This window comes from Paracoccus sp. TD-10 (assembly GCF_048270675.1).
Classification (GTDB): Bacteria; Pseudomonadota; Alphaproteobacteria; order Rhodobacterales; family Rhodobacteraceae; genus Paracoccus; species Paracoccus pantotrophus.
Window position 1 is genome coordinate 187,924 of sequence record NZ_CP182419.1, and the last position, 25,074, is coordinate 212,997.

The following is a 25,074-nucleotide window of genomic DNA, read 5'->3' on the forward strand; positions in this document are numbered from 1 at the left end:
CCTCGGATGAAGACGCCGCCCACCCCTCAATAGATGTAGCGGATCTGCTCGGCCCAGAACCTTTCGATCCGGCGCCATTGCAGGTTCACCGCCTCGATCGGCGGGTCGTCCAGCACGCCGGACAGTTCCAGCCCTTCGGCATGGCGGGCGAACAGCCGCGCCACGCAATCGCGCACCTCTTGCCCTGCCGGGGTCAGTCGCACCCGGACCGCGCGGCGGTCCATCTCGCAGCGTTCATGGTGGACATAGCCCAGCTCGACCAGCTTCTTGAGATTGTAGGAGACGTTCGAGCCCTGATACATCCCGCGCGAACGCAGCTCGCCCGCCGTCACCTCCGACGTGCCGAGATTGTAGATCAGCAGCGCCTGCACCGGCGTCAGGTCCGAGCGGCCCAGCCGCTCGAACTCGTCCTTGACCAGGTCCAGCAAAAGCCGATGCAGCCGCTCCAGCATTTGCAGGCTTTCCAGATAGGCGTCGGCCCGGTTGGTCCGCGGCGGCACGGGCCGCAGGGCCGGCACCGTGTGGGCAGAGCTGCGCTGTTGCATAAGCGGGTTCCGTTCTTGGCCTCGTTTCCGCCACCATGGCGCAGATTTGCCAATCTTCGGTTAATCGCCGTGCAGTTTGCTAAAATTGCGCCTATTTCCGTGCCAGCCGCTGATGGGCAAAACCCGCCACGCGGTCCAGGATGGGCAGCAGCGCCTGCGGTCCGGGGCGGGCGTCGCCCAGCCGGGCGGTGATCCAGGGATACAGATCCTGGTCGTTTTCGCTCAGCAGCGCCTCGTAAAGGTCCAGCTCCTCGGGGCTCAGCCCATCAAGCTCGCTGTCCGAGAAGGGGCCCAGGATCAGGTCCATCTCCTTGGTGCCCCGCCGCCAGCTGCGCATCCGCAGCCGCTTCAGCCTTGCTTCGTTCTCGTCCACGCTTGCCCCCGGCTTGCCTGTCCGCGGCGCCGCCCCTATGACGGGACAGCCAGCCGCAGGATGAATTCGATGAGCTTTTTGTCGCAGACGCTCGCCCGCGTCAAACCCTCGCCCACCATCGCCATCACCACCCGCGCCCGCGAGCTTGCGGCCGAGGGGCGGGACATTATCGGCCTGTCCGCCGGCGAGCCCGATTTCGACACGCCTGCCCATATCCGCGAGGCGGCCAAGGCCGCCATCGACGCCGGCCATACCCGCTATACCGCGGTGGACGGCATCCCGGAACTGAAACGCGCCATCTGCGACAAGTTCGCGCGGGAAAACGGGCTGGACTATGCGCCCGCGCAGGTGACGGTCGGCACCGGCGGCAAGCAGGTGCTTTACAACGCGCTGATGGCGACGCTGAATCCGGGCGACGAGGTGATCATCCCGGCGCCCTATTGGGTCAGCTACCCGGACATGGTGCTGCTGGCCGGCGGCACGCCCGTGGTGGTCGAGGGCGCGATGCAGAACGGCTATCGCATCACCCCCGAACAGCTGGAGGCCGCGATCACGCCGCGGACGAAATGGCTGATCCTCAATTCGCCCTCGAACCCCACCGGCGCGGGCTATGCCGTCGAACACATGCGCGCCCTGACCCAGGTGCTGATGCGCCACCCGCAGGTCTGGGTGCTGGCGGATGACATATACGAGCACCTGGTCTTTGACGATTTCCGCTTCGTCACGCCGGCGCAGGTCGAGCCGGGGCTGAAATCGCGCACCCTGACCATGAACGGCGTCAGCAAGGCCTATGCGATGACCGGCTGGCGCATCGGCTATGGCGCCGGCCCCGAGGAACTGATTCGCGCCATGGCCAAGCTGCAGTCGCAATCGACCTCGAATCCCTGCTCAATCAGCCAATATGCCGCGCTGGCCGCGTTGCAGGGGCCGCAGGACTACATCGCCGAAAGCCGCGCCGTGTTCCAGCGCCGCCGCGACCTGGTGGTCGCGGGGCTGAACGCCTGTCCCGGCATCGACTGCCCGGTGCCGCAGGGGGCGTTCTATGTCTATCCCTCGATCGCGGCGCTGATCGGCAAGACCTCGGCCGGCGGCACGCAGATCGTGGATGACGAAGCCTTCGCCACCGCGCTGCTGAACGAGACCGGGGTGGCGGTGGTCTTTGGCGCGGCCTTCGGGCTCTCGCCGCATTTCCGCATCTCCTATGCCACCTCGGACGCGGTGCTGGCGGATGCCTGCGCCCGCATCAGGGCCTTCTGCGAGGGGCTGCGCTGAGCGAAGCGGCGGGGCCGGAACCCCGCCGCGCCCGCCCTAGTTCACGAAAAGCTGCGGCTTGGTCAGGCTTTCGGGGCGCAGGATGGCGTCCAGACGCTCTTTCGGCAGCAGGCCCTTTTCCAGCACCAGCTCATAGACGCCGCGGCCGGTCAGATGCGCCTCGGTCGCAAGCTCGGTGGCGGCGGCATAGCCGATATAGGGGTTCAGCGCCGTGACGATACCGATCGAGCGGCGCACGGTTTCCTTCAGCACGTCGCGATTGGCGGTGATGCCGCGCACGCAATTATGCTCCAGCGTGTTGCAGGCCGCGATCAGGTGGCTGACCGAGCGGAACATGCTGTAGGCGATCACCGGCTCGAAGGCGTTCAGCTGCAACTGCCCGCCCTCGGCGGCCATGGTGATGGTCATGTCGTTGCCGATCACCTCGAAGGCGACCTGGTTGACCACCTCGGGGATGACCGGGTTCACCTTGCCCGGCATGATCGAGGAGCCGGCCTGTTTCGCCGGCAGGTTGATCTCGTTCAAACCGGCCCGCGGCCCCGAGGACAAGAGCCGCAGGTCGTTGCAGATCTTCGACAGCTTGACCGCCACGCGCTTGAGCACGCCCGAGACCTGCACGAAGGCGCCGCAATCCTGCGTCGCCTCGACCAGGTCGGGGGCGGTGACGACCGGGATCACCGTGATCTCGGCCAGCCGCGCCCGCACCCGCTCGGCATAGTCGGGATGGGTGGTGATGCCGGTGCCGATGGCGGTGGCGCCCAGGTTGATCTCGCAGATCAGGGCGGCCGCCTCGGCCAGGCGCAACTCGTCCTCGCCGATGGTGATGGCGAAGGCGTTGAATTCCTGGCCCAGGGTCATCGGCACCGCCTCTTGCAGCTGGGTGCGGCCCATTTTCAGGATCTCGGCAAATTCCGCACCCTTCTCGGCAAAGGCGCCGCGCAGCGAGGCCAGGGCCGCGATCACGTTCTGCAAGCCCCGCCACGAGGCCAGCCGCAACGCCGTCGGATAGACGTCGTTGGTCGATTGGCTCATGTTCACATGCTCGTTGGGGTGCAGGTATTGGTACTCGCCCTTGGCATGGCCCATGATCTCCAGCGCACGGTTGGCGATCACCTCGTTGGCATTCATGTTGGTCGAGGTGCCGGCGCCGCCCTGGATCTGGTCCACGACGAACTGGTCGTGCAGCCGGCCGGCGCGGATCTCCTCGCAGGCGGCCACGATGGCGTCGCGGCGCTCGGCCGAGAGCAGCCCCAGATCGGCATTGGCCAGCGCCGCCGCCTGCTTGATCGCGGCCAGGGCGCGGATCAGTTCGGGAATTTCGCCGATCGGCCGGCCCGAGATCGGGAAATTCTCGACGGCGCGCAGGCTGTGGACGCCCCAATAGGCGTCGGCAGGCACCTCGCGGTCGCCAAGCAGGTCGTGTTCGATGCGGGTCTTGGTCATGTTCACCTCGGGCACAGGCGCGCCGCCCGCCGGGGCGGCGGTGCGGGCGCGATGCGCATTTCTGTCGGATCTGTTGCGATGGCAGGGCGTTCGCGCGCCCCGTGTGTCAAAGATTTAGGCAGGATCGCGCGTATTTTCCAATGCGAAGTCGCGCTGGGTTATTCCGATCCTGCATAACCTTCGCCCAGCTCGCGCGCGGCCTGCCAGACCCGGCCGGTGATGCCGCGCCCGCGCGCGGCATTGCGGTAAAGCCGGATCTCCATCGGCAGTTCGGGGGCCACGACCTCCAGCCGGCCGGTCGCGATCTCGGCCTCGACCAGGCGGCGGGGCAGCCAGACCAGGCCATGCCCGGCCACGGCCATGCTTTTCATCGCCTCGGCCATGCTGGCTTCGTCGGTATGGGCGACATAGACCCTGGGCGCGCCGGGCTGGGCCAGCGCGATGCGCGCCATGGCGTTCAGGAACGAGCCGCGCGAATATTTCAACATCGGCATGCCCTCGGTCAGCCATTCCTCGGGCCAGCCCGGACGGGCGACGGCGACCAGGCTGTCATGGCCCACCACCAGATGCGGATAGCCCGAGGGGTCCAGCGGGATGTTCACCTGCGGATGGGCATAGGTCAGGAAGAAGTCATAGCCGCCCTCGGTCAGCGCCTCGATGCAGCGGTCGAAATTCTCGGGCTTGACGCGGCTGGTCATCTGGCCCGCCGCCGCCTTCAGCCGCATCAGCCAGCCGGGCAGGAAGGTCACGGTCAGGCTGTGCAGCGCCACGAAGGAAATCTCGCCGCCGCGGCTGCGGGCATGGTCGCGGAACTCGGCGCGGCGGGCATGGATCATGCGCACCACCTCCTCGGCCGTTTCGCGAAACAGCACGCCCTCGGGCGTCAGCGTCACCGGATAACTGTCGCGCGACAGCAGGTCGGTGCCGAGCCATTCCTCCAGCGCGCGGATGCGGCGGCTGAAGGCGCTCTGCGTGACGCCGCGCAGCTCGGCCGAGCGCGAGAAGCTGTGCGTCTCGGCCAGGCTCAGGAAGTCCTCAAGCCATTTCAGATCCATGCGCCCTCCCTTTTGCGTCGCTTTAGCCGAGCCGTCGCCCGCGCGCCATGCCCGACTGCCCGCCGGGCTGCTGCCCTGGCGCGCGATGGCCGTGGCTTGGCGGGACCGCGGCATCGGCCGGCGCCGTCCGGGTGGCGGCGATCCGGCCTGAACGCTTGGCCCAGGCCGGAAAGCCCGGTTTTCTGGCGGGCATCAGCCAGGGAAAGGGCGCATGGACGACGGGACGACGGTGACGGTGGCCGAGTTTGGCCGGACGGTCGAATCGCTGTTCACGCGCGCCGGCTTCAACGCCCAGCAGGCCGATGCCATCGCCCGCATCATCACCGCCGCCGAACGCGACGGCGCGAAATCGCATGACATCTATCGCATCGAAGACTGCCTGCGCACCCTGGCGACCGGCAAGGTCTCGCCCGATGCGCGGCCGGAGCTGATCGACGAGGGCAGCGCCGTGATCCGGGTCGAGGCCGGCGCCGGCTTTTCCCCCGCCGCCTTCAAGCTGGGCCTGCCGGTGCTGGCCGGGTGGGCCGACAAGCCGGGGCTGGCGGTGCTGGCCGTCGACGGTTGCGTGCATAGCTCGGCCCTCTGGCCCGAGGTCGAGACGCTGGCGGCGCGCGGCCTTGCCGGGCCTGCCATGGCCCAGCCGCAGAAAGGGCCGGTGCCCTGGGCGCAGGGCCGCCCCGCCCAAACCGCCGCGGGCTTTTCGGTCATGCCGGAAATTGCGCGGCCGGCGGGTGGGCCTGCCGCATGGCGGCAAGCCAGCCCCGAATCGCGGCCAGCGATTCGGGCTCGTCCAGGAAGGGGACATGCGCGCGGCCGGGCACCTCGGCCAGGATCATCCCCGGCTGCCGGCATTGCATCTCGATCGCGGTATCATGCGACAGCAAGTCCGAATTGGCGCCGCGGACCAGCGCCAGGGGCAGCCCCTGCGTGGCGTCGAACAGCGGCCACAGATCGACCTCGGGTCCGTCGAAGGCGGCCAGGAACGCATCGCGCAGGGCAGGGTCGTAATTGATGCGCAGGCCGGCGGGCGTCTCGACGTAATGGTGCCGGGCTTCCTCAAGCCATCGGCTTGCCGGCACGCCGGCAAAGCCGGGCATGAGCGCGGGCAGGCGCTGCGCCATGTCCTCCAGGCTTTTCGCGGCCGGGTTCCGGCCGACATAGTCGAAGATCCGCTCCAGCCCGCTGCGCTGCAGGACCGGGCCGACATCGTTCAGGCACAGGCCCAGGAGCCGGTCGCGCGCCGTCGCGGCCAGCAGCATGCCGATGAGCCCCCCGCGCGAGGTACCCAGCACCGCCACCCGCGCGATGCCCAGGTGATCCAGCAGCGCCAGCGCGTCCCGCGCCTCTTGCGGGACGGTATAGCTGTCGGCACCGGTCCAGTCCGAATCGCCGCGGCCGCGGTAATCCGGCCGGATCAGCCGCACGCCGGTCAGATGCGGCACCAGATAGTCGAAATCCCGCCCCGTCCGGGTCAGCCCCGGCAGGGCCAGGACCGGCAAGCCCTCGCCCTCGTCGCGATAGGCCAGCCGGGCGCCGTCCTCGGCCCGGAAGAAGCGGACGGGCATCACAGGTTTTCCGATTGCGGCATGCCCAGCACGTGATAGCCGCCATCGACCAGCACGATCTCGCCCGTGGTGCAGGCGCCCCAGTCCGAACACAGCCAGACCGCCGTGCCGCCGATCGCCTCCAGCGTGGCATTGGCGCGCATGGGCGCGTTCGCCTCGGTATGGCGATAGGTCTTGCGGGCGCCGCCGATGGCCGCGCCGGCCAGGGTCTTCATCGGGCCGGGGCTGATCGCATTGACGCGAATCCCCTCGGGGCCCAGGTCGTTGGCCAGGTAGCGGACCGAGGATTCCAGCGCGGCCTTTGCCACCCCCATGACGTTGTAGAACGGCGTGACCCGGTTCGAACCGGCATAGGTCAGCGTGATGATCGAGCCGCCATGCGTCATCAGGGGCTGCGCCCGCCGGGCCAGGTCGATCAGCGAATAGCAGGAAATCGTCAAGGAATTCTTGAAATTGTCGCGGGTCGTATCGATGAAGCGCCCGGTCAGCTCGTTCTTGTCGGAATAGGCTATGGCATGGACCAGGAAATCCAGCCCGCCCCAGCGCGACCGGATCGCCGCAAAGGCACGGTCGAGCGAGTCGTCGTCCAGCACGTCGACATCCATCAGGAAGTCCGAGCCCAGCGATTGCGCCAGCGGCGCGACCCGTTTGCCGAAAGCCTCGCCCTGATAGGAAAAGGCCAGTTCCGCGCCCTGATCCGCCAGCGCCTTCGCAATCCCCCAAGCGATCGAGCGGTCATTCGCGACCCCCATCACCAGGCCGCGTTTGCCTTTCATCAATTCGCCCATGGCTTAACCTTTTCTTGGTTTATTCGCGGTATTTCGACATGACCAGCGTGGCATTGGTGCCGCCAAAACCGAAACTGTTGGAAAGGACGCTATCGAAATCGACATCATCCATGCGCGTCTGCGCGATCTCCGCGGGGCGGATCTCGGGATCCAGCTCGGTGATGTTGGCCGAGGCGGCGATGAAGCCCTGCTGCATCATCAAGAGCGAATAGATCGCCTCATGCACGCCGGTCGCGCCCAGCGAATGCCCGGTCAGCGACTTGGTCGACGACACCGGCGGCACCGCGCCCTCGCCGAAGACCCGGCGCAGCGCCTTGATCTCGCCCACGTCGCCCACCGGGGTCGAGGTGCCATGCGCATTGACATAGCTGACGCGCCGCCCCTCGGGCAGGGTGGACAGCGCCAGCCGCATCGAGCGCTCGCCGCCCTCGCCGGAAGGCGCGACCATGTCATAGCCGTCGCTGGTCGCGCCATAGCCGGTGACCTCGGCATAGATGCGGGCGCCGCGGGCCAGGGCGTGGCCCAGTTCCTCCAGCACCACCACGCCGGCACCGCCGGCGATGACGAAACCGTCGCGGGTCGCGTCGAAGGGCCGCGAGGCGGTCTGCGGCGTGTCGTTATACTTGGACGACATCGCCCCCATGGCATCGAAGAGGCAGGACAGCGTCCAGTCCAGCTCCTCGCCGCCGCCGGCGAAGACGATGTCCTGCTTGCCCATCTGGATCAGCTCGGCGCCGTTGCCGATGCAATGCGCCGAGGTCGAGCAGGCCGAGGTGATCGAATAGTTCACGCCCTTGATCCTGAAGGGCGTGGCCAGGCAGGCCGAATTGGTCGAGGACATGCAGCGCGTGACCATGAAGGGGCCCATGCGCTTGGGCGCGCCCTTCTCGATCACGGTGCGATGCGCCTCGAACAGGTTGGCGGTCGACGGCCCGCCCGAGCCCATGACCAGGCCCGAGCGTTCGTTCGAGACATCCTCGGGCGAGAGCCCCGCATCCTCGATCGCCTGCTGCATGGCGATGAAGTTATAGGCCGCGCCCGCGCCCATGAAGCGCAGGTTGCGCTTGTCGACATGGTCCTCGAGCACGATCTGCGGCATGCCGTGGACCTGGCTGCGAAAGCCGTGCTCGGCATATTCGGGGGCGAAGACGATGCCCGAGCGGCCGGCGCGCAGGCTTTCGGTGACCTCGGTGGCATTGTTGCCGATGGGAGAGACGATGCCCAGCCCGGTGATGACGACACGGCGCATGGCGTGCTCCTTGTTCATGTGTCAGGCGGCCGACAGGGCAACCTTCATGTCCTTGACCTCGTAGATGGTTTCGCCGTCGGCCTCGACACGGCCGTCGGCGACGCCCATGGTCAGGCGACGGGTCTGGACCGCCTTGGTGAAATCGACGAAATAGCGCAAGAGCCTGCGGTCGGGCCGGACCATGCCGGTCAGCTTGACCTCGCCCACGCCGAGCGCGTAGCCGCGCCCCTGCCAGCCGCGCCAGCCCAGGTTGAAGCCGGTCAGCTGCCACAGCCCGTCAAGGCCCAGGCAGCCGGGCATGATCGGATTGCCGGGGAAATGGCAGGCAAAGAACCACAGGTCGGGACGGATGTCGAATTCGGCGACGACATGGCCCTTGCCATGCGGGCCGGCATCGGCGGAAATCTCGGTGATGCGGTCCATCATCAGCATCGGCGGCTCGGGCAATTGGGCATTTCCGGGGCCGAACAACTCGCCACGGGCGCAGGCCAGCAGATCTTCCTTGTCAAAGCTGGTCCGTGTCATCGTCATGCGTGTGGGTTCCCCTGATCCGACGTTGCGTTATCTGCTGTGGCTGCTGCCGGGCAAGGCCCGCGCCAAACTTGCCTTCGGGTCTATCATTCCGTCCCGGCAAGGCGCAAGGGCGCAGGTTTTGCGGGTTTTTGCGGTGGATGGGCCGGCGGTTGCGCAAGACGGAAGCGCGGCGGACGATTTGCCGCAACCCTGCTGCCCGGCAGAGGGGATTGGCCTTGTACGGCTTGGCCGGCACCGCAGCCGGGGGCTTTGCGCCCCCGGACCCCCGCAGGATATTTATGCAAGAAAGAACTGGGCGGCGGGATGTCGCGCCCCGGCTTCTTCCATGTCCAAATATCCTGGGGGAGCGCGGAACGCGCGGGGGCAAAGCCCCCAGCCCTGCAGCGGCCGCGACATCTGCCTGCGGAACAGGCGGTCAGCCGGCCTGTTCCGCGGCCAGCTCGCGGGTCCGGCGGGCGATCAGGGCGATGCCCGGCGCGATGTCGTCCTCGCGGATCGAGGAATAGCCCAGCCGGAAGAAGGCGCAGGGCTGCGGCGGGGTTTCGAAAAAGACTTCGCCCGGTTCGATCAGCACGCTGTCCTCTTGCAGCCTTGCGGCCAGGACGGTGCTGTCGATGCCGGCCGGTCCCTCGACCCACAGGCTCGATCCGCCCGAGCGCGCCGCCCCGGCGATGCGCAGCCCGGTGGCCGCCAGCGCCTGCTCCATCAGCGCGCGGCGGCGTTTCAGCGCGCCGCGCAGCCGCACGATATGTGCGTCGTAATGGCCGAGCGCCAGGAAATAGGCGGTGATCCTTTGCAGATGGTTCGGCGGGTGGCGCAGCATGATGGCGCGCAGCGCGCGGGCCCGCGCGATGAAGGGCGCCGGCGCCACCATGTAGCCGATGCGCAGCCCCGGAAACAACGATTTCGAGAAGCTGCCGACATAGATCACCCGCCCCGAGCGGTCGAGCGATTTCAACGCCGGCGCGGGGGGCGCGAGATAGGACATCTCGAAATCGTAATCGTCCTCGACGATCAGGAAGTCATGCGCGGCGGCGCGGGCCAGCAGGTCGCGGCGCCGCGCCAGCGGCATGGTGGCGCCGGTCGGGATGTTGTGGCTGGGCGTCACGATCACCAGCCGCGTGCCCTGCGGCAGCAGCTCGGGGTTCAGCCCGCCCTCGTCCACGTCGAGGAAGGTGGTCGGGCTGTGGGCGCGGCGCAGGGTTTCGGCGAAATCGGGATAGCCCGGATCCTCGGTCACCGCCAGCCGGTCGCCCCGCGCCAGCAGCTCGACGGTGATGAAGAGCGCGTTCTGCGCGCCCAGCGTCACCAGCACCTCGTCCGGCTCGGCCTGGATGCCGCGCCGGGGCAGGGAATGCGAGCAGATATAGTCGATCAGCATCGGGTCGTCGGCGCCATAAAGATCCGAGGCCAGCTCGCCGAAATCCCGCGTCCCCCAGGCCCGGCGGGCGCAGTCGCGCCAGGCGTTGTGGTCAAACAGCGCCGGGTCGCTTTGCCCGTAGATGAAGGGATAGCGGAAATCGCGCCAGTTCGCCGGCTTGCGGATCACCCGCTGGCGCGGCAGCTCGCCCGCAAGCCAGCTGTCCCAGTCGAGCGCGGTTTCATGCGGCAGCGGTTCCTGCACCTTCAGCCGGCGGTGCGGCACGGTGGCGGCGACCATGACGCCGGAGCGCGGCCGCGTCTCCAGATAGCCCTGGCTGATCAGTTCCTGATAGACCAGCGTCACCGTCATGCGCGAGATGCCCAGCGTTTCGGCCAGACCCCGCGACGAGGGCAGCCGGGTGCCAGGCCGTGCGCGGGTTTCCAGGATTGCCCGCACGATGGCCGCCGCCAGCCGCGCTTGCAGCGTCCCTGCCTCGCTGTCGCGCAGGAAGAACATCTCGACGGGAATCCGGTCGCTCATCTGGACTTATCTTTGCTTTCAACTGGACATATCGTTGTGCCCCGCCACCTGCAACATTTTGTCGCAAGAAGCAGCCATGCAGAGCTGCAAGCCAACAGAGAAAGGGCTGAGCCCAAGGGCTCGGCCGCGTCGGAAGACCAACAATCGAAAGACAGGGAGTCACGACAATGACCAATATGAACCGGGCCGGAATCTTCCTGGCCGCGATGACGCTTGGCGCCGGCCTCGGCCCGGCCCCGGCCCATGCCGAGACCACCGTGGTCGTGGGCTACCAGCAGATCGTCGGCCCCTTCATCGCCGCCATCGCCGACGGCCGGCTGGACGCCGCCGCCAAGGAGGCGGGCTACAAGATCGACTGGCGGCAGTTCTCGTCCGGGGGCGACATCTCGACCGCGCTGGCCTCGGGCAACGTGCCGGTGGGGGTGATCGGCTCGACCGGGATCGCCGCCGCGGCGACGCGGGGGGTGGAGTTCGAGCTGTTCTGGATCCTCGACAATATCGGCAAGTCCGAGGCGCTGGTCGCCCGCAACGGCTCGGGCATCGAGGCGCCGGGGGATCTGACCGGCAAGAAGGTCGCCGTGCCCTTCGTCTCGACCGCGCATTTCCACCTGCTCGTCGGCATGGACCAAGTCTGGAAGATCGACCCGCGCGGCGTCAACATCCTGAACATGAAGCCGCCGCAGATCCTGGCCGCCTGGCAGCGCGGCGACATCGATGCCGCCTATGTCTGGCCGCCGGTGCTGACCGAGCTGATGAAGGAAGGCACGGTGATCGCCGACAGCGAACAGATCGGCGCGGCCAGCGTGCCGACCTTTGACGGGCTGGTGGCGGACAAGAAATTCGCCGCCGAGAACCCGGAGTTCATGGTCGCCTTTACCAGGGCGCTGGCCGGGGCCTATGCCGATTACAACGCCGACAAGGCGGCCTGGACCGAGGATTCGCCGCAGGTCGCAGGCATCGTCAAGACCATCGGTGGCGATGCCGCCGGCACGATCGAGGCGCTGAACATGCTGTCCTTTCCCGACGCGGCCGAGCAGGCATCCGAGACCTGGCTGACCGGCGGCGCGGTCCGCGCGCTGGGCGAAAGCGCCCGCTTCCTGGTCGAGCAGAAGCAGATCGACGCCGCGCTGGAGGATTACGCGCCCTTCGTGAACCCGAGCTTCGCCCAGGCCGCGGCACAATAGGCGGCCGGCCCCCTCGGGGCCGCATCCCGCCTGCCTGTAACCCCTTTCTCGGAAAGACCGCTGATATGCAGACATTGAAAGTTTCCGACGTCAGCCTGATCTACCCCGGCCACCACAAGGGTGCCCCGGTCACCGCGCTGAAAGGCGTGAACCTGGAGGTCAAGAGCGGCGATTTCGTCGTGGCGCTGGGCGCCTCGGGCTGCGGCAAGACCACGCTTCTGAACCTGATGGCCGGGTTCATGGCGCCCTCGGCCGGGCAGATCACCCTAGGCGGGCGGCCGGTCACCGGCCCCGGTGCCGACCGTGGCGTGGTGTTCCAGAAACACGCGCTGCTGCCCTGGCTGAACGTGATCGACAATGTCGAGTTCGGCCTGAAGCTGCAGGGCGTGGACGCCAGGACGCGGCGCGAGCGCGCGGTGAAAAACCTGGCGCTGGTCGGGTTGCAGGATTTCCACAAGCACATGATCTATCACCTCTCGGGCGGCATGCAGCAGCGCGTCGGCATCGCCCGCGCCCTGACCTGCGACCCGGCCATGCTCTTGATGGACGAGCCGATGGCGGCGCTGGACGCGCTGACCCGCGAGACGGTGCAGGAACTGCTGCTTCAGATCTGGCAGCAGACCGACAAGATGTATTTCTTCATCACCCACAGCGTCGAGGAGGCGCTGTTTCTCGGCTCGCGGCTGATCGTCATGTCGCCGCGGCCGGGCCGCATCACCCACACCTACGAGCTGGACTTCAACCGCCGCTTCCTGGCCGAGGGCAATGCCCGCGCCATCAAGTCCAGCCCCGATTTCATCGAGATGAGGGAGCAGATCCTTGGCATCATCTATGGCGACGAACGCGCCGGCGAGCGGGAAAAGATCCATGCTTGACCGGCTGACGAAAGCACGCCCGGCCCGGCCCGGCGTATCCTATGGCGCCCCCGGCGACGGCTCCAGCGCGCTTATCAGCCTGGCCACGGCGGTCGCGCTGATCGCGCTGTGGTTCCTGGTCACCGGCATGGGCTGGGTCAGGCCGCTGTTCCTGCCCTCGCCCGCCGCGGTCTGGGGCAAGTTCGTGCTGGCCGCGACCGAGGGCGTGTCGAACTCGACCCTGGCCCAGCACACGCTGGCAAGCCTCGGCCGGGTGCTGGGCGCCTTCTTCCTGGCGCTGGCCATCGCGGTGCCGGTCGGCATCCTGATGGGGGTGAACCGGGTGATCCGCGGCCTGCTGGATCCGGTCATCGAGTTCTACCGCCCGCTGCCGCCCTTGGCCTATCTGCCGCTGATCATCATCTGGCTGGGCATCGGCGAGTTTCCCAAGGTCTTTCTGATCTTCCTGGCGATCTTTGCCCCCATGGCCATCGCGGCGCGCGCCGGCGTGCGCTCGGTCTCGATCGAGCAGATCCATGCCGCCTACGCCATGGGCGCCAGCAAGCTGCAGGTGATCTTCCACGTCATCCTCAAGGCCGCGCTGCCCGAGATCTTTACCGGCATGCGCATCGGCATCGGCGTGGGCTGGACGACGCTGGTCGCGGCCGAGATGGTCGCCGCCCATCGCGGCCTGGGCTTCATGGTGCTGAACTCGGCCGAATACCTGGCCAGCGACGCCGTGATCATGGGGATCATCGTGATCGGTATCCTGGCCTTTGCCTTCGACCTGCTGATCCGCCGCATCGAGCGGGCACTGATCCCCTGGAAGGGCAAGGTCTGATCCCGCCCCGGACCTGACCCGCCACCATTCACCGCAAACGTCCCGGAGGCGCGCCTGCGCGCCGCCGACCGGGAAAGGAGTATCCACCGATGACCCGCAAACTGACCGCCGACGACCTGAAGGCCACCTTCGACGCCTTCAACCGCCACGACATCGACGGCGTGATGACCCATTTCGCCGAGGACTGCGTGTTCTACACCGTCGCCGGCGAGCATGAATACGGCAACAAGGTCGAGGGCAAGGCGGCCATCGCCAGGGCCTTCGAGGCGGTCTGGACCACGATGCCGGACGTCGAATGGGCCGATCACACGCATTTCCTGTCCGAGGACGGCAGCCGCGGCGTCTCGCAATGGACCTTCCGCGCCACCAACCCGGACGGCAGCCGGACCGAGGTGCAGGGCGTCGACCTGTTCCGCATCGCGGGCGGCCGGATCGTCGAGAAGCAGGCGATCCGCAAGCAGCGCCCGGCCATCCCCGCCTCTGCACCCGCCCTTGTCGAGAAATGAGGCCCGCCATGCAGGCGATCGAGAAACGAGCGGGCGCCCAGCCCTACGACCCGTTCTACGACCCCATCACGGCCCGCAGCCTGGGCCCGCGCAGCGATTACGCGCCGACCTACTGGATCGGCACCGCCGGCACCCCGCCGCCGGATGACGGCCCGGTCACGGGCGACATGGATGCCGATGTGGTGGTGATCGGCTCGGGCTATACGGGCCTGTCTTGCGCGCTTCACCTGGCCAAGATGCACGGCATCAAGGCCGTGGTGCTGGAAGCGAACGGCGTTGCCTATGGCTGCTCGACCCGCAACGGCGGCCAGGCCCAGATCAGCTCGGGTCGGCTCAAGCGCAGCCAGTGGATCGAACGCTGGGGCCTCGAGGTGGCGAAGCGCCTGCATGCCGAGGTCTGCGAGGCCTTCGATCTGTTCCGCGGCCTGATCCGCGACCATGCGATCGACTGCGATCCGCAGGATGGCGGGCATTACTATATCGCCCACAAGGCCAGCGTGCTGCCGGCCCTGGAAAGCGAGGCGGCGCTGCTGCGCGACACCTTCGGCTACGATGCCCGCATGATCTCGCGCGACGAGCTGCATGCCGAGGTGGTGCGCGACCAGGAGGCGCATGGCGCCATGTGGGAGGCGGACGGCGTCGGTATCCATGCCGCGAAACTGGCCTTCGGCTATCTGCGCGTCGTCCGCGAACTGGGCGCCAGGGTGCATGTCGACAGCCCGGTGCAGGGCTGGGACTACCGGAACGGCCTGCATCACCTGCGCACGCCGGGCGGCACGGTGCGCGCCAAGCGGGTGGCGGTGGCGACGGCGGCCTATGCGCCGCGCAGCCTGCATCCGCGGCTTCGGGACCGGCTGATGCCGATCATGTCGAACAGCATCGTTACCCGCGTGCTGACGCCCGACGAACTGGAAGCGGTCGGCATCCAAAAACGCTCGCCGCTGACCGACACCCGGACGCTGCGGCATTACTACCGGCTGCTGCCCGACAACCGGCTGCAGATCGGCTCGCGCGCCGCGATTACCGGCCGCGATGCCGCGAACCCGGCGCATCTGGACGCGCTGCGCGAGGGGATGGCCCGCAAGTTCCCGGCCCTGCGCGGCATCGCGCTGGACTACAGCTGGTGGGGCTGGGTGGATGTCAGCCACGACATGATGCCGCGCATCACCGGCCTGCCGGACCTGCCCGGCGCCTTCTACGCCTTGGGCTACGGCGGCAACGGCGTGATGTATTCCGCCATGGCCGGGCGGCGCATGGCGCAGCTGGTCGCCGGCGAGGCGGTGCCCGACCTGCCGATCTTCAACACCGAACTGCCGCATGAGGGCTGGCGGACGCCGTTCCGGCGCCTCGGCCAATGGGGCCTCTACAAACTCTATCACTTCCGCGACGAGCGCAAATAAGGAGCCATCGCCATGAAAATGACCACCGAGGAAGCTTTCGTCAAAACCCTCCAGCTGCACGGGATCGAGCATGCCTTCGGGATCATCGGCTCGGCGATGATGCCGGTGTCCGACCTGTTCCCCAAGGCGGGCATCACCTTCTGGGACTGCGCGCACGAGACGAATGCCGGGATGATGGCGGACGGGTTCACCCGCTCGACCGGCAAGATGTCGATGGCGATCGCGCAGAACGGCCCCGGCGTGACCGGCTTCGTGACGCCGGTCAAGACCGCCTACTGGAACCACACGCCCCTGCTGCTGGTCACGCCGCAGGCGGCGAACCGCACCATCGGCCAGGGCGGTTTCCAGGAGATGGAGCAGATGCGCATCTTCGCCGATTGCGTCTGCTACCAGGAAGAGGTGCGCGACGCCTCGCGCATCCCCGAGGTCTTGAACCGGGTGATCATGCAGGCCTGGCGCAACTCGGCCCCGGCGCAGATCAACATCCCGCGCGACTTCTGGACCCAGGTCATCGACGTGGAACTGCCGCAGGTCGTGGGTTTCGAGCGTCCCGCGGGCGGCGAGCAGGCGGTGACCGAGGCGGCCAGGCTGCTCAGCGAGGCGCAGTTCCCGGTGATCCTGTCGGGCGCCGGCGTGGTGCTGTCGGGCGCCATCCCGGATCTGGTCCGGCTGGCCGAGCGGCTGGATGCGCCGGTGTGCTCGAACTACCAGCACAATGACAGCTTCCCCGGCTCGCACCCGCTGGCCATGGGCCCCTTGGGCTATAACGGTTCGAAGGCGGCGATGGAGATCATCGCCAAGGCCGATGTGGTGCTGGCGCTGGGGACGCGGCTCAACCCGTTCTCGACCCTGCCGGGCTATGGCATCGACTATTGGCCCAAAGAGGCGAAGATCATCCAGGTCGACATCAACGCCGACCGCATCGGGTTGACCAAGAAGGTCACCGTCGGCATCCAGGGCGACGCGGCCAAGGTGGCGCGGGGGATCCTGGCGCAGCTTGCCCCCCAGGCGGGCGATGCCGGCCGCGCCGAGCGCAAGGCGCTGGTCGCGCAGACCAAATCCCGCTGGGCGCAGGAACTGTCGAGCCTCGACCACGAGGAGGACGATCCCGGCACGGTCTGGAACGCGGATGCGCGCAAGCGCGACGCCGGGCTGATGAGCCCGCGCCAGGCCTGGCGGGCGATCATGCAGGCGGTGCCGAAGGAGGCCATCGTCAGTTCGGACATCGGCAACAACTGCGCCATCGGCAACGCCTATCCCAGTTTCGAGGCGGGGCGGAAATACCTGGCGCCGGGGCTGTTCGGCCCCTGCGGCTACGGCTTCCCGGCGATCCTGGGCGCCAAGATCGGCAATCCCGACGTGCCGGTGATCGGCTTTGCCGGCGACGGCGCCTTCGGCATCTCGATGAACGAGATGACCGCCTGCGGCCGCGACGATTGGCCGGCGATCACCATGGTGATCTTCCGCAACTACCAATGGGGGGCGGAAAAGCGCAACACGACGCTGTGGTACGACAACAATTTCGTCGGCACGGAACTGGACCGCGACACCTCCTATGCCAAGATCGCCGAGGCCTGCGGGCTGCGGGGCGTGCAGGTGAAGAGCCAGGACGAACTGACCGCGGCGCTGCACGATGCGGTCGAGCGGCAGATGAAGAACCGCGAGACCACCTTCATCGAGGTGCTCTTGAACCAGGAACTGGGCGAGCCCTTCCGCCGCGACGCGATGAAGAAGCCGGTGGTTGTGGCCGGCATCGACCCGGCCGACATGCGCCCGCAGCAGGGCGCGGCCTGACCGGGGGGAGGCGGCGGAAGGCAGCGGCGCTCCCTGCCTTTCACCGTTTCCCAAATACTCCCGGGGGGCGCGCGCAAGCGCGGGGGGCAGAGCCCCCTTCGGCGGCCCGGTGCCACCCGCGACCCCCATGACATCGCCCGGCGCGCGGCAAGCGCCCCGGCCCATCCCCGCATCCCGGTGAGGACGATGATTTCCACCATGATCCCTTCGCGCGGCCTGATCGAGGAAGCCTTTCCGGGCTTCGCCGTCTCGGCCCTGGTCGCGGCCACGGCGCAATTCCTGTCGGATCATTACGGCGCCCCCGCCATGCTGCTGGCGCTGCTCCTGGGCCTGGCGCTGAACTTCCTGGCCGAGGACGGCACCCGCACCGCCCCCGGCATCGCCTTTACCGCCCGCACCGTTCTGCGGCTGGGGGTGGCGCTTCTGGGCGCGCGCATCTCGGCCGGCATGCTGGCGGCGCTGGGGCCGGGCGCCATCGCGCTGGTGGTGGCGGGCGTGGTGCTGACCATCCTGTTTGCCCTTGCCGCCAGCCGGCTGGTCGGCCGCGGCTGGCGCTTTGCGCTCTTGACCGGCGGCTCGGTGGCGATCTGCGGCGCCTCGGCGGCCATGGCCATCGCCGCCGTTCTGCCGCGGTACGAGAAATCCGAGCGCGACCTGGTCTTCACCGTGCTGTCCGTTACCGTGCTTTCGACCGTGGCCATGGTGTTTTACCCGATGCTGGCCGGGCTTTTCGGCTTCACGGCGCGCGATTCCGGCGTCTTCCTGGGCGGCACCATCCATGACGTGGCCCAGGTGGTCGGCGCCGGCTTTTCCATCGGCCCCGAGACGGGCGAGACCGCGACACTGGTCAAGCTGATCCGCGTTTCCATGCTGGCGCCGGTGGTGCTGTGCTTTTCGCTGGCGATCCGGGCGCGCGGGCTGGCCGATGCCGATGGCGGCAAGGCGCCGCCGCTCTTGCCGGGCTTCGTCATCGGCTTTCTGGCGCTGGCGGGGCTGAACAGCCTGGGGCTGATCCCGCAGGGGGTCTCGGATTTCGCCGGCCAGCTTTCTCGCTGGGCGCTGCTGATCGCCATTGCCGCGGTCGGCATCAAGACTTCGCTCGGCAAGATGCTCGAGGTCGGCACCGGCGCCATCGCGCTGATCCTGGCCGAGACCGTGTTCCTGGCCGTCTTCGTCACCGCCGGCCTGCATCTTTTGGGGTAACGCCATGAAACCGCTCGACCGCATCCACGAGACCGCCAGGGCGCTGGATCGCCACATCATCCTGGCCGAGGGCGACGACCCGCGCGTGGCCGAGGCCGCCCGCCGGCTGCTGGCCGAGGGGCTGGCCCGCGTCACCCTGATGGGCGGGCCCCGGATCCCCGGCGCCGGCCGCATCGACCCGGCGGGCGCGCCGGACCTGGCGGAACTGGCCGACCACTGGCACCGGCTGCGCGCGGCCAGGGGCATGACCGCCGAGCGCGCGCGCGACGAGATGCGCGACCCGATCCGCCAGGCGGCGATGCGGGTGCGGCTGGGCCAGGCCGACGGCACGCTGGGCGGCGCCGTCGCCACCACCGCCGATACCGTCCGCGCCGCGTTGCAGATCATCGGCCGGGCGCCGGATGCGGGGATCGTGTCCAGCTTTTTCCTGATGCTGTCCTGCGGACCCGATGCGCCGATCAAGGGCGGCATGATCTTCGCCGATTGCGGGCTGGTGATCCAGCCCGATGCGCAGGAACTGGCCGCCATCGCGCTTTCGGCCGCCGCAAGCTGCCGCCGGCTGCTGGCCGAGGAGCCGCGGGTGGCGCTTTTGTCCTTCTCGACCGCGGGTTCGGCCGATCACCCGAGCCTTGGCCGCATCCGCGAGGCGCTGGCGCTGATCCGCGCCGCCGCCCCCGAGCTGGAGGTGGACGGCGAGATGCAGTTTGACGCGGCGCTGGACGAGGCGATCCGGACCAGGAAGGCGCCGGCAAGCCGGCTGTCGGGGCGGCCGAACGTCTTTGTCTTTCCCGACCTGGCCGCGGGCAATATCGGCTACAAGATTGCCGAGCGCCTCGGCGGCCTTACCGCCATCGGACCCATCCTCCAGGGCCTCGCTAAACCCGCCAACGACCTGTCGCGCGGCTGCTCGGTGCAGGACATCGTCGACGCGGCCGCCGTCACCGCGGTTCAGGCAGGCCAGGGCATGCAGGCCGCGGCGCGATAGGGCGGCGGCGCTGCGGCCGATCCCCTGCGCTCAGCGCCCGGCCGGGGCGGCATAGACCGCCGACCAGAAGCGGGTCCGGCCATCCGCGCCGGTGGCATGGCCGATGCCGAACTGCCGCAGCTGCGGGATCAGGATATTGGCCAGATGCCCGCTGGAGCTGTTCCATTCCCCCAGCACCTGTTCGGTGCCATAGGGCCCCGCGGCGATGTTCTCGGCGGTGATGCGCGGCGCATATCCCAGCGCCTTGAGCCTTTGTGCCGGGCCGCTGCTGCGGCTGCCGGCATGGCTCATCCGGCCGCGCTGCGCCATGTCGCAGGCATGGGCGGCGGCGGCCTGCGACAGCAGGGCATCGGCCTGAAGCGCCGGCAGCCCGGCCCGGCTGCGCGCGCGGTTGGTCGCGTTCAGGCCGGATTGGACGACCTGCGGGCTGGGGGCGCTGCACTCGACCAGGCCCGGCGACGAGACCTGTATGTCATGGCCCTTGTCCGGGCCTGCGGTCGGCGTCGCGGTGCAGGCGGCAAGCAGCAGGCAGGCTGCAAGCGCCTTGCCTCGGGGGGGCGGGATCCGGTGCGGCATGGTGTTTTCCTCCTGGTGCGATGGAAGAACGCCTGCGGCACGACTGGAAAAACCTTGACGAAAGCACGATCGAAATGCGGGTCGCGGCAGCCTTGAACGGGGTTGCGCCGGCGATCTTCGGACACGTTATGCGTGTATAACCACCCTGGGCGGACATTGTTCCGGCTCCGCGGCCCGGCGCTGCACAATGCCGCCTGCCGGAGGTTCGTCCCGTCCTGGATAGCCGTTCGCCGCGCTGTGCCGGCGCTGCCTGGCACGGTCTCGCACCGGGTCTGTGCGGATTTCCGGCAGGCCACCGGGTCGGAGGCCGGCAGTCGCATCTTCGCGACATCGACGCGGCGGTAGGCTGCGTGGGCACGCTCCGGGACAATGCTTGCCAGGATGCCTCGGCCGTCCCGGTCGCCGGGGCCGAGGCCCAGTTTCGCGCCTGTGCGGCGGCGGGGACGCGTCGGGCGCTGCGTTTCCCGGTCATTGCGGTGGACCGGCATCAGGTCTCGGCCTTTCCAGCCGGCAAGCGGCTGGGTGGCCGGCGGGTTGATCCGCGGGCTGGCGACCCTGATACCGGGCCATTGCAGGCGGTGACGCTGGAGGAGGTCGCCGGCACCATGGCGCTTTTCGTCCGGCCCGGCCGCGCGGCATGTCCGGCTGTTCCGGCTGCGGCCCGCCTTCGGCTTTCCGGCCTGTGCCGCCGTCCCTGGCATCTTCCGGCGGGTGATCGCCCGGCCCGGATGGCTCAGGCGAACAGCAGGGACAGGCCGCGGATGAATGCCCAGATGACGCCCCAGATGATGGCAAAGGCCAGGATGGCCAGCAGGCCGCCCCCGACGATCCACAGCCCGTCCCGCTCCAGCACGCCAAGCGCGAGGATGGCGAGGGCCAGCGCCGGCAGCATGTTGCCGAGCGGGATCGGCAGCAGCAGCACGATCGAAAGTCCCAGGCAAAGCCCGCCCACCAGCCGCACCGCCAAGGGTGAGGACAGGGGCAGGATGCGGGGGATGAGCAGCCTTTCGGCCCGGACCAGGGCGGGCGCGCAGCGCGCGAGGATCGCCGCGAAATCCGCGCGCGGCAGCGACCGCTGGGCGATGAAGCGCGGCAGCCAGGGCCTTTGGCCCAGCATCATCTGGAACGAGAGATAGACCAGCGGCAGGCCCAGGATGCCCGAGGTGCCCGGCGGCATGGGCAGGATGTTAGGAAAGGCGAACAGCAGCAGAAGCCCGGCGGTCGCACGCCCCTCCAGCAGGATCAGCAGGTCGGTGACGCTGAGCCTGTCGCGGCTGGTGTCGCCGGCGATTCGGGTCAGCACGTCCGAAAGATGCTCACGCCGCCAAGGCGGGCCGTTTCCCGGCCGCAGATCCTGGTTCCCGGCCGCCGGACCGGGATCGGGATCGCCGGAAGGCGGGCCTTTGCCTTGTGCAGGCATTCGGTCTCCTGACGGTTGCCGCGGTTCGGTGGTTCTATCTTGGGACAGGCGGCCGGGGTTTCAAGACGCCTTGTCCGGAAATGCCCGGCCCGGCTGTCGCCCCCCGCCAGCGGCTTGCCGGACGGGTTGCCCGGAAGGCGCGCGGCGCCGGAGTTGCCGCCTTGCGCCGGGGTATTTGGGAAACGGTGAAAGCGCCGGCGCTGCCGTCCTTCAGCCCGGCAGGGCGGCCAGTTCATGCGCCCAGGGCGGGTCGGCGCCGGGGCGCGAGACGGTGATCGCCGCCGCGCTTGTGCCGAGCGCGAGCGCCTGGGCGATGGATTCCGGCGCCAGCGTCTCCAGCCCCTGGCGCGTCAGCACCCCGGCGCGGTCCAGCGCGGCCAGGACGCCGGCATTGAAGGTGTCGCCGGCGCCGATCGTGTCGGCGACCTCGACCCGCACCGCCCGGGCAGAGAGCGGCGCGCCCGACCAATGCGCGCGCGCGCCGGCCGAACCGCCGGTCTGGAAGACCACCCGCGGCCCGCGGGACAGGATCGCGGCGGCGGCCTCCTCGAAGCTTGCGCCCGGCATCAGCCAGTCGAGGTCGTCGCCCGAGAGCTTGACCAGGTCGGCCATGGCGATGAGCCGGTCGAGCCGGGCGCGATAGGCCGTCTCGTCGGCGATGAAGAAGGGGCGGATGTTGGGGTCCAGCATCACCGGCACGCGGTGGCGCACGCGCTCCACCAGCGCCTCGACGGCGGCGCCGCAGGGGTCCGGCACCAGGCTGATGCCGCCGATGAACAGCGCCGAGACGGTATCGGGGATCTCGGGCAGGTCTTCGGGGGCGAACATGCGCCCGGCCGAGCCCTCGTCATAGAAGGAATAGCGTGCCTCGCCACCGGTCAGGGTCACGAAGGCCAGTGTGGTCAGCCGGTCGCTGCGCGGGCAAAGCCCGGTATCCACCCCGGCCTCGGCCAGCGGGCGCAGCAGCGTCTCGCCGAACGTGTCGCGCGAGATCGGCCAGAGATAGCCCGTCTGCGCCCCCATGCGGCCGAGCGCGATGGCGGTGTTGTAGACCGCGCCTCCGGGCAGCGGCCGGTAATTGGCGCCCTCGGGCACCATGTCGATCAGCGATTCCCCGGCGCAAAGGATCATGGCCCTCCCCTTCCTTCGTCAGCCCGTTCCTGTCTCCTGATAGCGGTAACTGTCGGCGATGGAAATATCCTGCGTGATCGGGGCCGCGCCGATGCGGATGAAACCGCCGCGCTCGTTCAGCCACAGCGCCGCCAGAAGCAGCGCCAGCGCCAGCAGCACGGCAAGGGCGATCTTCCAGGCAGACCAGGGCCGTTCGCCCTGCACGCGGCCGGACTGGCCGTTGACCACGAAACGATAGCTCTTGCCGTTGTAGCGATAGGCGGCGGTCCAGACCGGCAGCAGGATATGCTTGAAGGTCTCGTTCGCGAAGCGGGTCTCGATGCCGGTGACGCGCTGTTCGTTGCCGCCGATGGCGCGGCGCACGTCCATGGCGATTACCCCGGCCATTTCCTGCCGGGCGATGTCATGGCCGGAGCCCAGCGGGATCGTATAGCCCTCGGCCAGGAAACCGGCGAGGTATTCGGGCCGGTAGGGCACCAGATGCGACAGATCCCAAGGCGTCAGCGCATCGGTGATGCGGCGCGGCAGCGAGGTCGAGGCCAGCACCAGCACATCGTCGAAATTCCGCGCCACCTGGCCCGAAACCGGGGTCCAGCGCGTCTTGCGCACCTGCTGCGCCACCCGCTGCTGGCGGCCGTTCACCATCTGCGTGACATAGACGGTTTCGTAATACCAGTCGCCGCGGGCGCCGCTGTAGCGCGAGGCGGTGTCGGCGTCGAAGGTCCAGAAGGGCGAATAGACCCCGCTCATCTTCTTGCCGCGCCGGGCATAGGCGGTCAGGCCCGTCGGCGCGAACCAGAGCCCCTTGAGCCAGTCCTCGAGCGCGGCTTTCGCCTGCGCCTCGGTGATGACGAAGGGCAGCACGCCCTGCGGCTTGATGTGGCGCGTCGTCCCGGTGTCGGTGACGACGGCGGTGGCGCAGAACGGGCAGGCCGAGGCGTGGCGGTCGCTGGTGATCTCGACCTTGGCGCCGCAATTCGGGCAGGAAAGGGTGCGTATCGTCTCGGTCAGGTCGCTGTGCCGGTCCAGCGACAGCCCGTGTTCCAGCGGCAGTTCCTGCAATTGCGGCGCCTTGTGCCCGCCGTCCCATTGCAGCGCCCGCCCGGTCGCCGGGTCGAGCAGGATGGCGCTTTCGCCCCATGGCCCCTGCTGCGCCTGGCGCGAGGGCGCGCGGGCGGGGCCGGGGCCGATATGGCTTTCATGCCCGCAATAGGGGCAGACCAGGCTTTGCTGGCCCGGCGAGAATTCCAGGCTGGCGCCGCAATTCTCGCAAGGATAGCGGTATTCCGAGGGCGGGGTCGGCATTCCGGCGGCTTACTCCGCCTTCGGGATCGGCGGCGGGGGCGGCGGCGCGACGGTGAAGAGCTGGGCGAGTTCGGCGACCTCCTCGGCCGGTTTCCAGCCGTCCTGGCCGGGGGTCCAGACCAGCGTTTCGCGGGTGAAGCCGCCCTCGCGCACCAGGCGGCCGAGATGGGCGCGGCCATAGGGGCCGTCGGCCTGGCCGTTCACGGCGATGTGCCAGACGGTTTCGGGATGCAGCGGCGGCGGGGTCTGCGGCGCCTGCTGCTGGGGCACGGCGCCCCAGGGGCCGCGCTGCGCCATGGCGGCGCCCATGCCCGCGCCAAGCCCGGCGCCGATGCCCGCGCCCATTCCCGCCCCCATGCCGCCGGGCTGGTTCGAGGCGTTCAGCATCGCCTCGGATGCGGCATATTGGCCGAAGCGGTTCAGGTCGCCGACGATGCCCATCGAAGTGCGCTTGTCGAGCATCTTTTCCACCTCGTCGGGCAGGCTGATGTTCTCGATGTAGAATTCCGGGATGGCCAGGCCATAGGCGGCGACGGTCGGGCCGATCGCCTTGGCGACCATCTGGCCCAGATCGCCGGTATTGGCCGCCATGTCCAGCACCGGGATGCCCGAGCCGGCGATCATGCGCGAAAACTCCTGCACGATGATGTTGCGCAGCTGGAAGCTGATCTCGTCGCGGGTGAATTCGCCGTCGGTGCCGACGATCTCGGTCATGAAGCGGCCGGGGTCGGTCACGCGCATGGAATAGGTGCCGAAGGCGCGGATGCGCACCGGGCCGAATTCCGGGTCGCGCGCGATCACCGGGTTCCTGGTGCCCCATTTCAGGTCGTTGAAGCGGGTGGTGTTGACGAAATAGATCTCGGACTTGAAGGGGCTGCGGAAGCCGTGGTCCCAGTGCTGCAACCGGGTCAGGACCGGCAGGTTGTTCGTCTCGAGCATGTAGAGGCCGGGCTGGAACACGTCCGCCAGCTGCCCCTCGTGGATGAAGACGGCGGCCTGGCCCTCGCGCACGGTCAGCTTGGCGCCGTATTTGATCGCCTTGCCGACGGTCGGGTAGCGCCAGACCATGGTGTCGCGGGTGTCGTCGGTCCATTCGATGATCTCGATGAACTCGCCGCCGAGAATGTCGAAGATGCTCATGGGGGCTG

Annotated in this window: 23 protein-coding genes and 1 pseudogene; 10 read left to right on the plus strand and 14 right to left on the minus strand. The window is 68.6% G+C overall.

Annotated elements, in window-relative coordinates:
• Positions 1-26 precede the first annotated feature (26 nt).
• Together ACNKFW_RS11850 and ACNKFW_RS11855 are read right to left on the minus strand one after the other, a co-directional pair.
• On the minus strand, positions 27-545 hold the full coding sequence (locus ACNKFW_RS11850; protein WP_028710773.1) for a MarR family winged helix-turn-helix transcriptional regulator: 519 nt from the start codon (positions 543-545) through the stop codon (positions 27-29).
• Between the two features lie 91 nt (positions 546-636).
• On the minus strand, positions 637-882 hold the full coding sequence (locus ACNKFW_RS11855) for a succinate dehydrogenase assembly factor 2 (protein ID WP_051419801.1): 246 nt from the start codon (positions 880-882) through the stop codon (positions 637-639).
• 105 nt (positions 883-987) lie between these two features.
• Between ACNKFW_RS11855 and ACNKFW_RS11860 the strand changes: the two genes are divergently transcribed.
• Complete coding sequence (locus tag ACNKFW_RS11860; RefSeq protein WP_147428572.1) at positions 988-2,190, plus strand: pyridoxal phosphate-dependent aminotransferase; 1,203 nt, start codon at positions 988-990, stop codon at positions 2,188-2,190.
• Between the two features lie 36 nt (positions 2,191-2,226).
• Here the strand turns inward: ACNKFW_RS11860 and aspA are convergent, their stop codons facing one another.
• Positions 2,227-3,633 (minus strand): aspartate ammonia-lyase, encoded by a 1,407-nt coding sequence (gene aspA, locus ACNKFW_RS11865; RefSeq protein ID WP_028710771.1) that lies wholly within the window; start codon positions 3,631-3,633, stop codon positions 2,227-2,229.
• Positions 3,634-3,791: 158 nt separating this feature from the next.
• Positions 3,792-4,688, minus strand: coding sequence for a LysR family transcriptional regulator (locus tag ACNKFW_RS11870; RefSeq protein WP_024845529.1), 897 nt, complete (start codon positions 4,686-4,688; stop codon positions 3,792-3,794).
• A gap of 211 nt (positions 4,689-4,899) precedes the next feature.
• Between ACNKFW_RS11870 and ACNKFW_RS11875 the strand changes: the two are divergent.
• Positions 4,900-5,295, plus strand: a pseudogene (locus tag ACNKFW_RS11875) (Ldh family oxidoreductase); the annotation flags it as partial.
• A gap of 97 nt (positions 5,296-5,392) precedes the next feature.
• Here ACNKFW_RS11875 and ACNKFW_RS11880 read toward each other — a convergent pair.
• The 5 genes from ACNKFW_RS11880 to ACNKFW_RS11900 all read right to left on the minus strand — a co-directional run bounded on the left by ACNKFW_RS11880 (position 5,393) and on the right by ACNKFW_RS11900 (position 10,727).
• The gene (locus ACNKFW_RS11880) at positions 5,393-6,253 is read right to left on the minus strand and encodes an alpha/beta fold hydrolase (RefSeq protein ID WP_147428571.1); all 861 of its coding nucleotides are present in this window, start codon (positions 6,251-6,253) and stop codon (positions 5,393-5,395) included.
• Positions 6,253-7,041 (minus strand): enoyl-ACP reductase FabI, encoded by a 789-nt coding sequence (locus ACNKFW_RS11885; RefSeq protein WP_024845525.1) that lies wholly within the window; start codon positions 7,039-7,041, stop codon positions 6,253-6,255. Before ACNKFW_RS11885 ends, ACNKFW_RS11880 begins: the two co-directional genes overlap by 1 nt.
• A 19-nt stretch (positions 7,042-7,060) precedes the next feature.
• Entirely contained in the window at positions 7,061-8,290 is a 1,230-nt protein-coding gene (gene fabB, locus ACNKFW_RS11890; RefSeq protein WP_147428569.1) for a beta-ketoacyl-ACP synthase I, read from the minus strand.
• Between the two features lie 21 nt (positions 8,291-8,311).
• Positions 8,312-8,821: a bifunctional 3-hydroxydecanoyl-ACP dehydratase/trans-2-decenoyl-ACP isomerase gene (gene fabA / locus ACNKFW_RS11895; RefSeq protein ID WP_024845523.1), complete on the minus strand. Its 510-nt coding sequence runs from the start codon at positions 8,819-8,821 to the stop codon at positions 8,312-8,314.
• A gap of 418 nt (positions 8,822-9,239) precedes the next feature.
• Entirely contained in the window at positions 9,240-10,727 is a 1,488-nt protein-coding gene (locus ACNKFW_RS11900) for a PLP-dependent aminotransferase family protein (protein ID WP_024845522.1), read from the minus strand.
• A gap of 206 nt (positions 10,728-10,933) precedes the next feature.
• Between ACNKFW_RS11900 and tauA the strand changes: the two genes are divergently transcribed.
• The 8 genes from tauA (at position 10,934) to ACNKFW_RS11940 (ending at position 19,494) form a co-directional block, all read left to right on the plus strand.
• Complete coding sequence (tauA, locus tag ACNKFW_RS11905; RefSeq protein ID WP_418025554.1) at positions 10,934-11,911, plus strand: taurine ABC transporter substrate-binding protein; 978 nt, start codon at positions 10,934-10,936, stop codon at positions 11,909-11,911.
• A gap of 65 nt (positions 11,912-11,976) precedes the next feature.
• Positions 11,977-12,786, plus strand: coding sequence for a taurine ABC transporter ATP-binding protein (locus ACNKFW_RS11910; protein ID WP_024845520.1), 810 nt, complete (start codon positions 11,977-11,979; stop codon positions 12,784-12,786).
• Positions 12,779-13,606, plus strand: a complete 828-nt coding sequence (locus ACNKFW_RS11915) for an ABC transporter permease subunit (RefSeq protein WP_024845519.1) — start codon at positions 12,779-12,781, stop codon at positions 13,604-13,606. The genes ACNKFW_RS11910 and ACNKFW_RS11915 overlap by 8 nt, the downstream gene beginning before the upstream one ends.
• A gap of 89 nt (positions 13,607-13,695) precedes the next feature.
• Positions 13,696-14,112, plus strand: a complete 417-nt coding sequence (locus tag ACNKFW_RS11920; RefSeq protein WP_147428565.1) for a nuclear transport factor 2 family protein — start codon at positions 13,696-13,698, stop codon at positions 14,110-14,112.
• An 8-nt stretch (positions 14,113-14,120) separates the two neighbouring features.
• On the plus strand, positions 14,121-15,512 hold the full coding sequence (locus ACNKFW_RS11925; RefSeq protein WP_147428563.1) for an NAD(P)/FAD-dependent oxidoreductase: 1,392 nt from the start codon (positions 14,121-14,123) through the stop codon (positions 15,510-15,512).
• Between the two features lie 12 nt (positions 15,513-15,524).
• Entirely contained in the window at positions 15,525-17,306 is a 1,782-nt protein-coding gene (gene xsc, locus ACNKFW_RS11930) for a sulfoacetaldehyde acetyltransferase (RefSeq protein ID WP_147428561.1), read from the plus strand.
• 186 nt (positions 17,307-17,492) lie between these two features.
• Positions 17,493-18,509, plus strand: a complete 1,017-nt coding sequence (locus ACNKFW_RS11935) for a YeiH family protein (protein WP_147428559.1) — start codon at positions 17,493-17,495, stop codon at positions 18,507-18,509.
• Between the two features lie 4 nt (positions 18,510-18,513).
• On the plus strand, positions 18,514-19,494 hold the full coding sequence (locus ACNKFW_RS11940) for a phosphate acetyltransferase (protein ID WP_024845514.1): 981 nt from the start codon (positions 18,514-18,516) through the stop codon (positions 19,492-19,494).
• Between the two features lie 30 nt (positions 19,495-19,524).
• Here the strand turns inward: ACNKFW_RS11940 and ACNKFW_RS11945 are convergent, their stop codons facing one another.
• The 5 genes from ACNKFW_RS11945 to ACNKFW_RS11965 form a co-directional block, all read right to left on the minus strand.
• On the minus strand, positions 19,525-20,070 hold the full coding sequence (locus ACNKFW_RS11945) for a CAP domain-containing protein (protein ID WP_024845513.1): 546 nt from the start codon (positions 20,068-20,070) through the stop codon (positions 19,525-19,527).
• 733 nt (positions 20,071-20,803) lie between these two features.
• Positions 20,804-21,490, minus strand: coding sequence for an exopolysaccharide biosynthesis protein (locus ACNKFW_RS11950; protein WP_024845512.1), 687 nt, complete (start codon positions 21,488-21,490; stop codon positions 20,804-20,806).
• Between the two features lie 210 nt (positions 21,491-21,700).
• Positions 21,701-22,621, minus strand: coding sequence for a carbohydrate kinase family protein (locus ACNKFW_RS11955; RefSeq protein WP_147428557.1), 921 nt, complete (start codon positions 22,619-22,621; stop codon positions 21,701-21,703).
• Between the two features lie 18 nt (positions 22,622-22,639).
• On the minus strand, positions 22,640-23,926 hold the full coding sequence (locus ACNKFW_RS11960) for a zinc ribbon domain-containing protein (protein ID WP_147428555.1): 1,287 nt from the start codon (positions 23,924-23,926) through the stop codon (positions 22,640-22,642).
• Positions 23,927-23,935: 9 nt separating this feature from the next.
• The gene (locus ACNKFW_RS11965; protein WP_147428553.1) at positions 23,936-25,066 is read right to left on the minus strand and encodes an SPFH domain-containing protein; all 1,131 of its coding nucleotides are present in this window, start codon (positions 25,064-25,066) and stop codon (positions 23,936-23,938) included.
• Positions 25,067-25,074 lie beyond the last annotated feature (8 nt).

Excerpts from the sequence above, each read along its gene's own strand:
- ACNKFW_RS11850 (WP_028710773.1), bottom strand. The coding sequence starts at position 545 with ATGCAACAGCGCAGCTCTGCCCACACGGTGCCGGCCCTGCGGCCCGTG.
- ACNKFW_RS11855 (WP_051419801.1), bottom strand. The coding sequence starts at position 882 with ATGCGCAGCTGGCGGCGGGGCACCAAGGAGATGGACCTGATCCTGGGC.
- ACNKFW_RS11860 (WP_147428572.1), top strand. The coding sequence starts at position 988 with ATGAGCTTTTTGTCGCAGACGCTCGCCCGCGTCAAACCCTCGCCCACC.
- aspA (WP_028710771.1), bottom strand. The coding sequence starts at position 3,633 with ATGACCAAGACCCGCATCGAACACGACCTGCTTGGCGACCGCGAGGTG.
- ACNKFW_RS11870 (WP_024845529.1), bottom strand. The coding sequence starts at position 4,688 with ATGGATCTGAAATGGCTTGAGGACTTCCTGAGCCTGGCCGAGACGCAC.
- ACNKFW_RS11880 (WP_147428571.1), bottom strand. The coding sequence starts at position 6,253 with ATGCCCGTCCGCTTCTTCCGGGCCGAGGACGGCGCCCGGCTGGCCTAT.
- ACNKFW_RS11885 (WP_024845525.1), bottom strand. The coding sequence starts at position 7,041 with ATGGGCGAATTGATGAAAGGCAAACGCGGCCTGGTGATGGGGGTCGCG.
- fabB (WP_147428569.1), bottom strand. The coding sequence starts at position 8,290 with ATGCGCCGTGTCGTCATCACCGGGCTGGGCATCGTCTCTCCCATCGGC.
- fabA (WP_024845523.1), bottom strand. The coding sequence starts at position 8,821 with ATGACGATGACACGGACCAGCTTTGACAAGGAAGATCTGCTGGCCTGC.
- ACNKFW_RS11900 (WP_024845522.1), bottom strand. The coding sequence starts at position 10,727 with ATGAGCGACCGGATTCCCGTCGAGATGTTCTTCCTGCGCGACAGCGAG.
- tauA (WP_418025554.1), top strand. The coding sequence starts at position 10,934 with ATGACGCTTGGCGCCGGCCTCGGCCCGGCCCCGGCCCATGCCGAGACC.
- ACNKFW_RS11910 (WP_024845520.1), top strand. The coding sequence starts at position 11,977 with ATGCAGACATTGAAAGTTTCCGACGTCAGCCTGATCTACCCCGGCCAC.
- ACNKFW_RS11915 (WP_024845519.1), top strand. The coding sequence starts at position 12,779 with ATGCTTGACCGGCTGACGAAAGCACGCCCGGCCCGGCCCGGCGTATCC.
- ACNKFW_RS11920 (WP_147428565.1), top strand. The coding sequence starts at position 13,696 with ATGACCCGCAAACTGACCGCCGACGACCTGAAGGCCACCTTCGACGCC.
- ACNKFW_RS11925 (WP_147428563.1), top strand. The coding sequence starts at position 14,121 with ATGCAGGCGATCGAGAAACGAGCGGGCGCCCAGCCCTACGACCCGTTC.
- xsc (WP_147428561.1), top strand. The coding sequence starts at position 15,525 with ATGAAAATGACCACCGAGGAAGCTTTCGTCAAAACCCTCCAGCTGCAC.
- ACNKFW_RS11935 (WP_147428559.1), top strand. The coding sequence starts at position 17,493 with ATGATTTCCACCATGATCCCTTCGCGCGGCCTGATCGAGGAAGCCTTT.
- ACNKFW_RS11940 (WP_024845514.1), top strand. The coding sequence starts at position 18,514 with ATGAAACCGCTCGACCGCATCCACGAGACCGCCAGGGCGCTGGATCGC.
- ACNKFW_RS11945 (WP_024845513.1), bottom strand. The coding sequence starts at position 20,070 with ATGCCGCACCGGATCCCGCCCCCCCGAGGCAAGGCGCTTGCAGCCTGC.
- ACNKFW_RS11950 (WP_024845512.1), bottom strand. The coding sequence starts at position 21,490 with ATGCCTGCACAAGGCAAAGGCCCGCCTTCCGGCGATCCCGATCCCGGT.
- ACNKFW_RS11955 (WP_147428557.1), bottom strand. The coding sequence starts at position 22,621 with ATGATCCTTTGCGCCGGGGAATCGCTGATCGACATGGTGCCCGAGGGC.
- ACNKFW_RS11960 (WP_147428555.1), bottom strand. The coding sequence starts at position 23,926 with ATGCCGACCCCGCCCTCGGAATACCGCTATCCTTGCGAGAATTGCGGC.
- ACNKFW_RS11965 (WP_147428553.1), bottom strand. The coding sequence starts at position 25,066 with ATGAGCATCTTCGACATTCTCGGCGGCGAGTTCATCGAGATCATCGAA.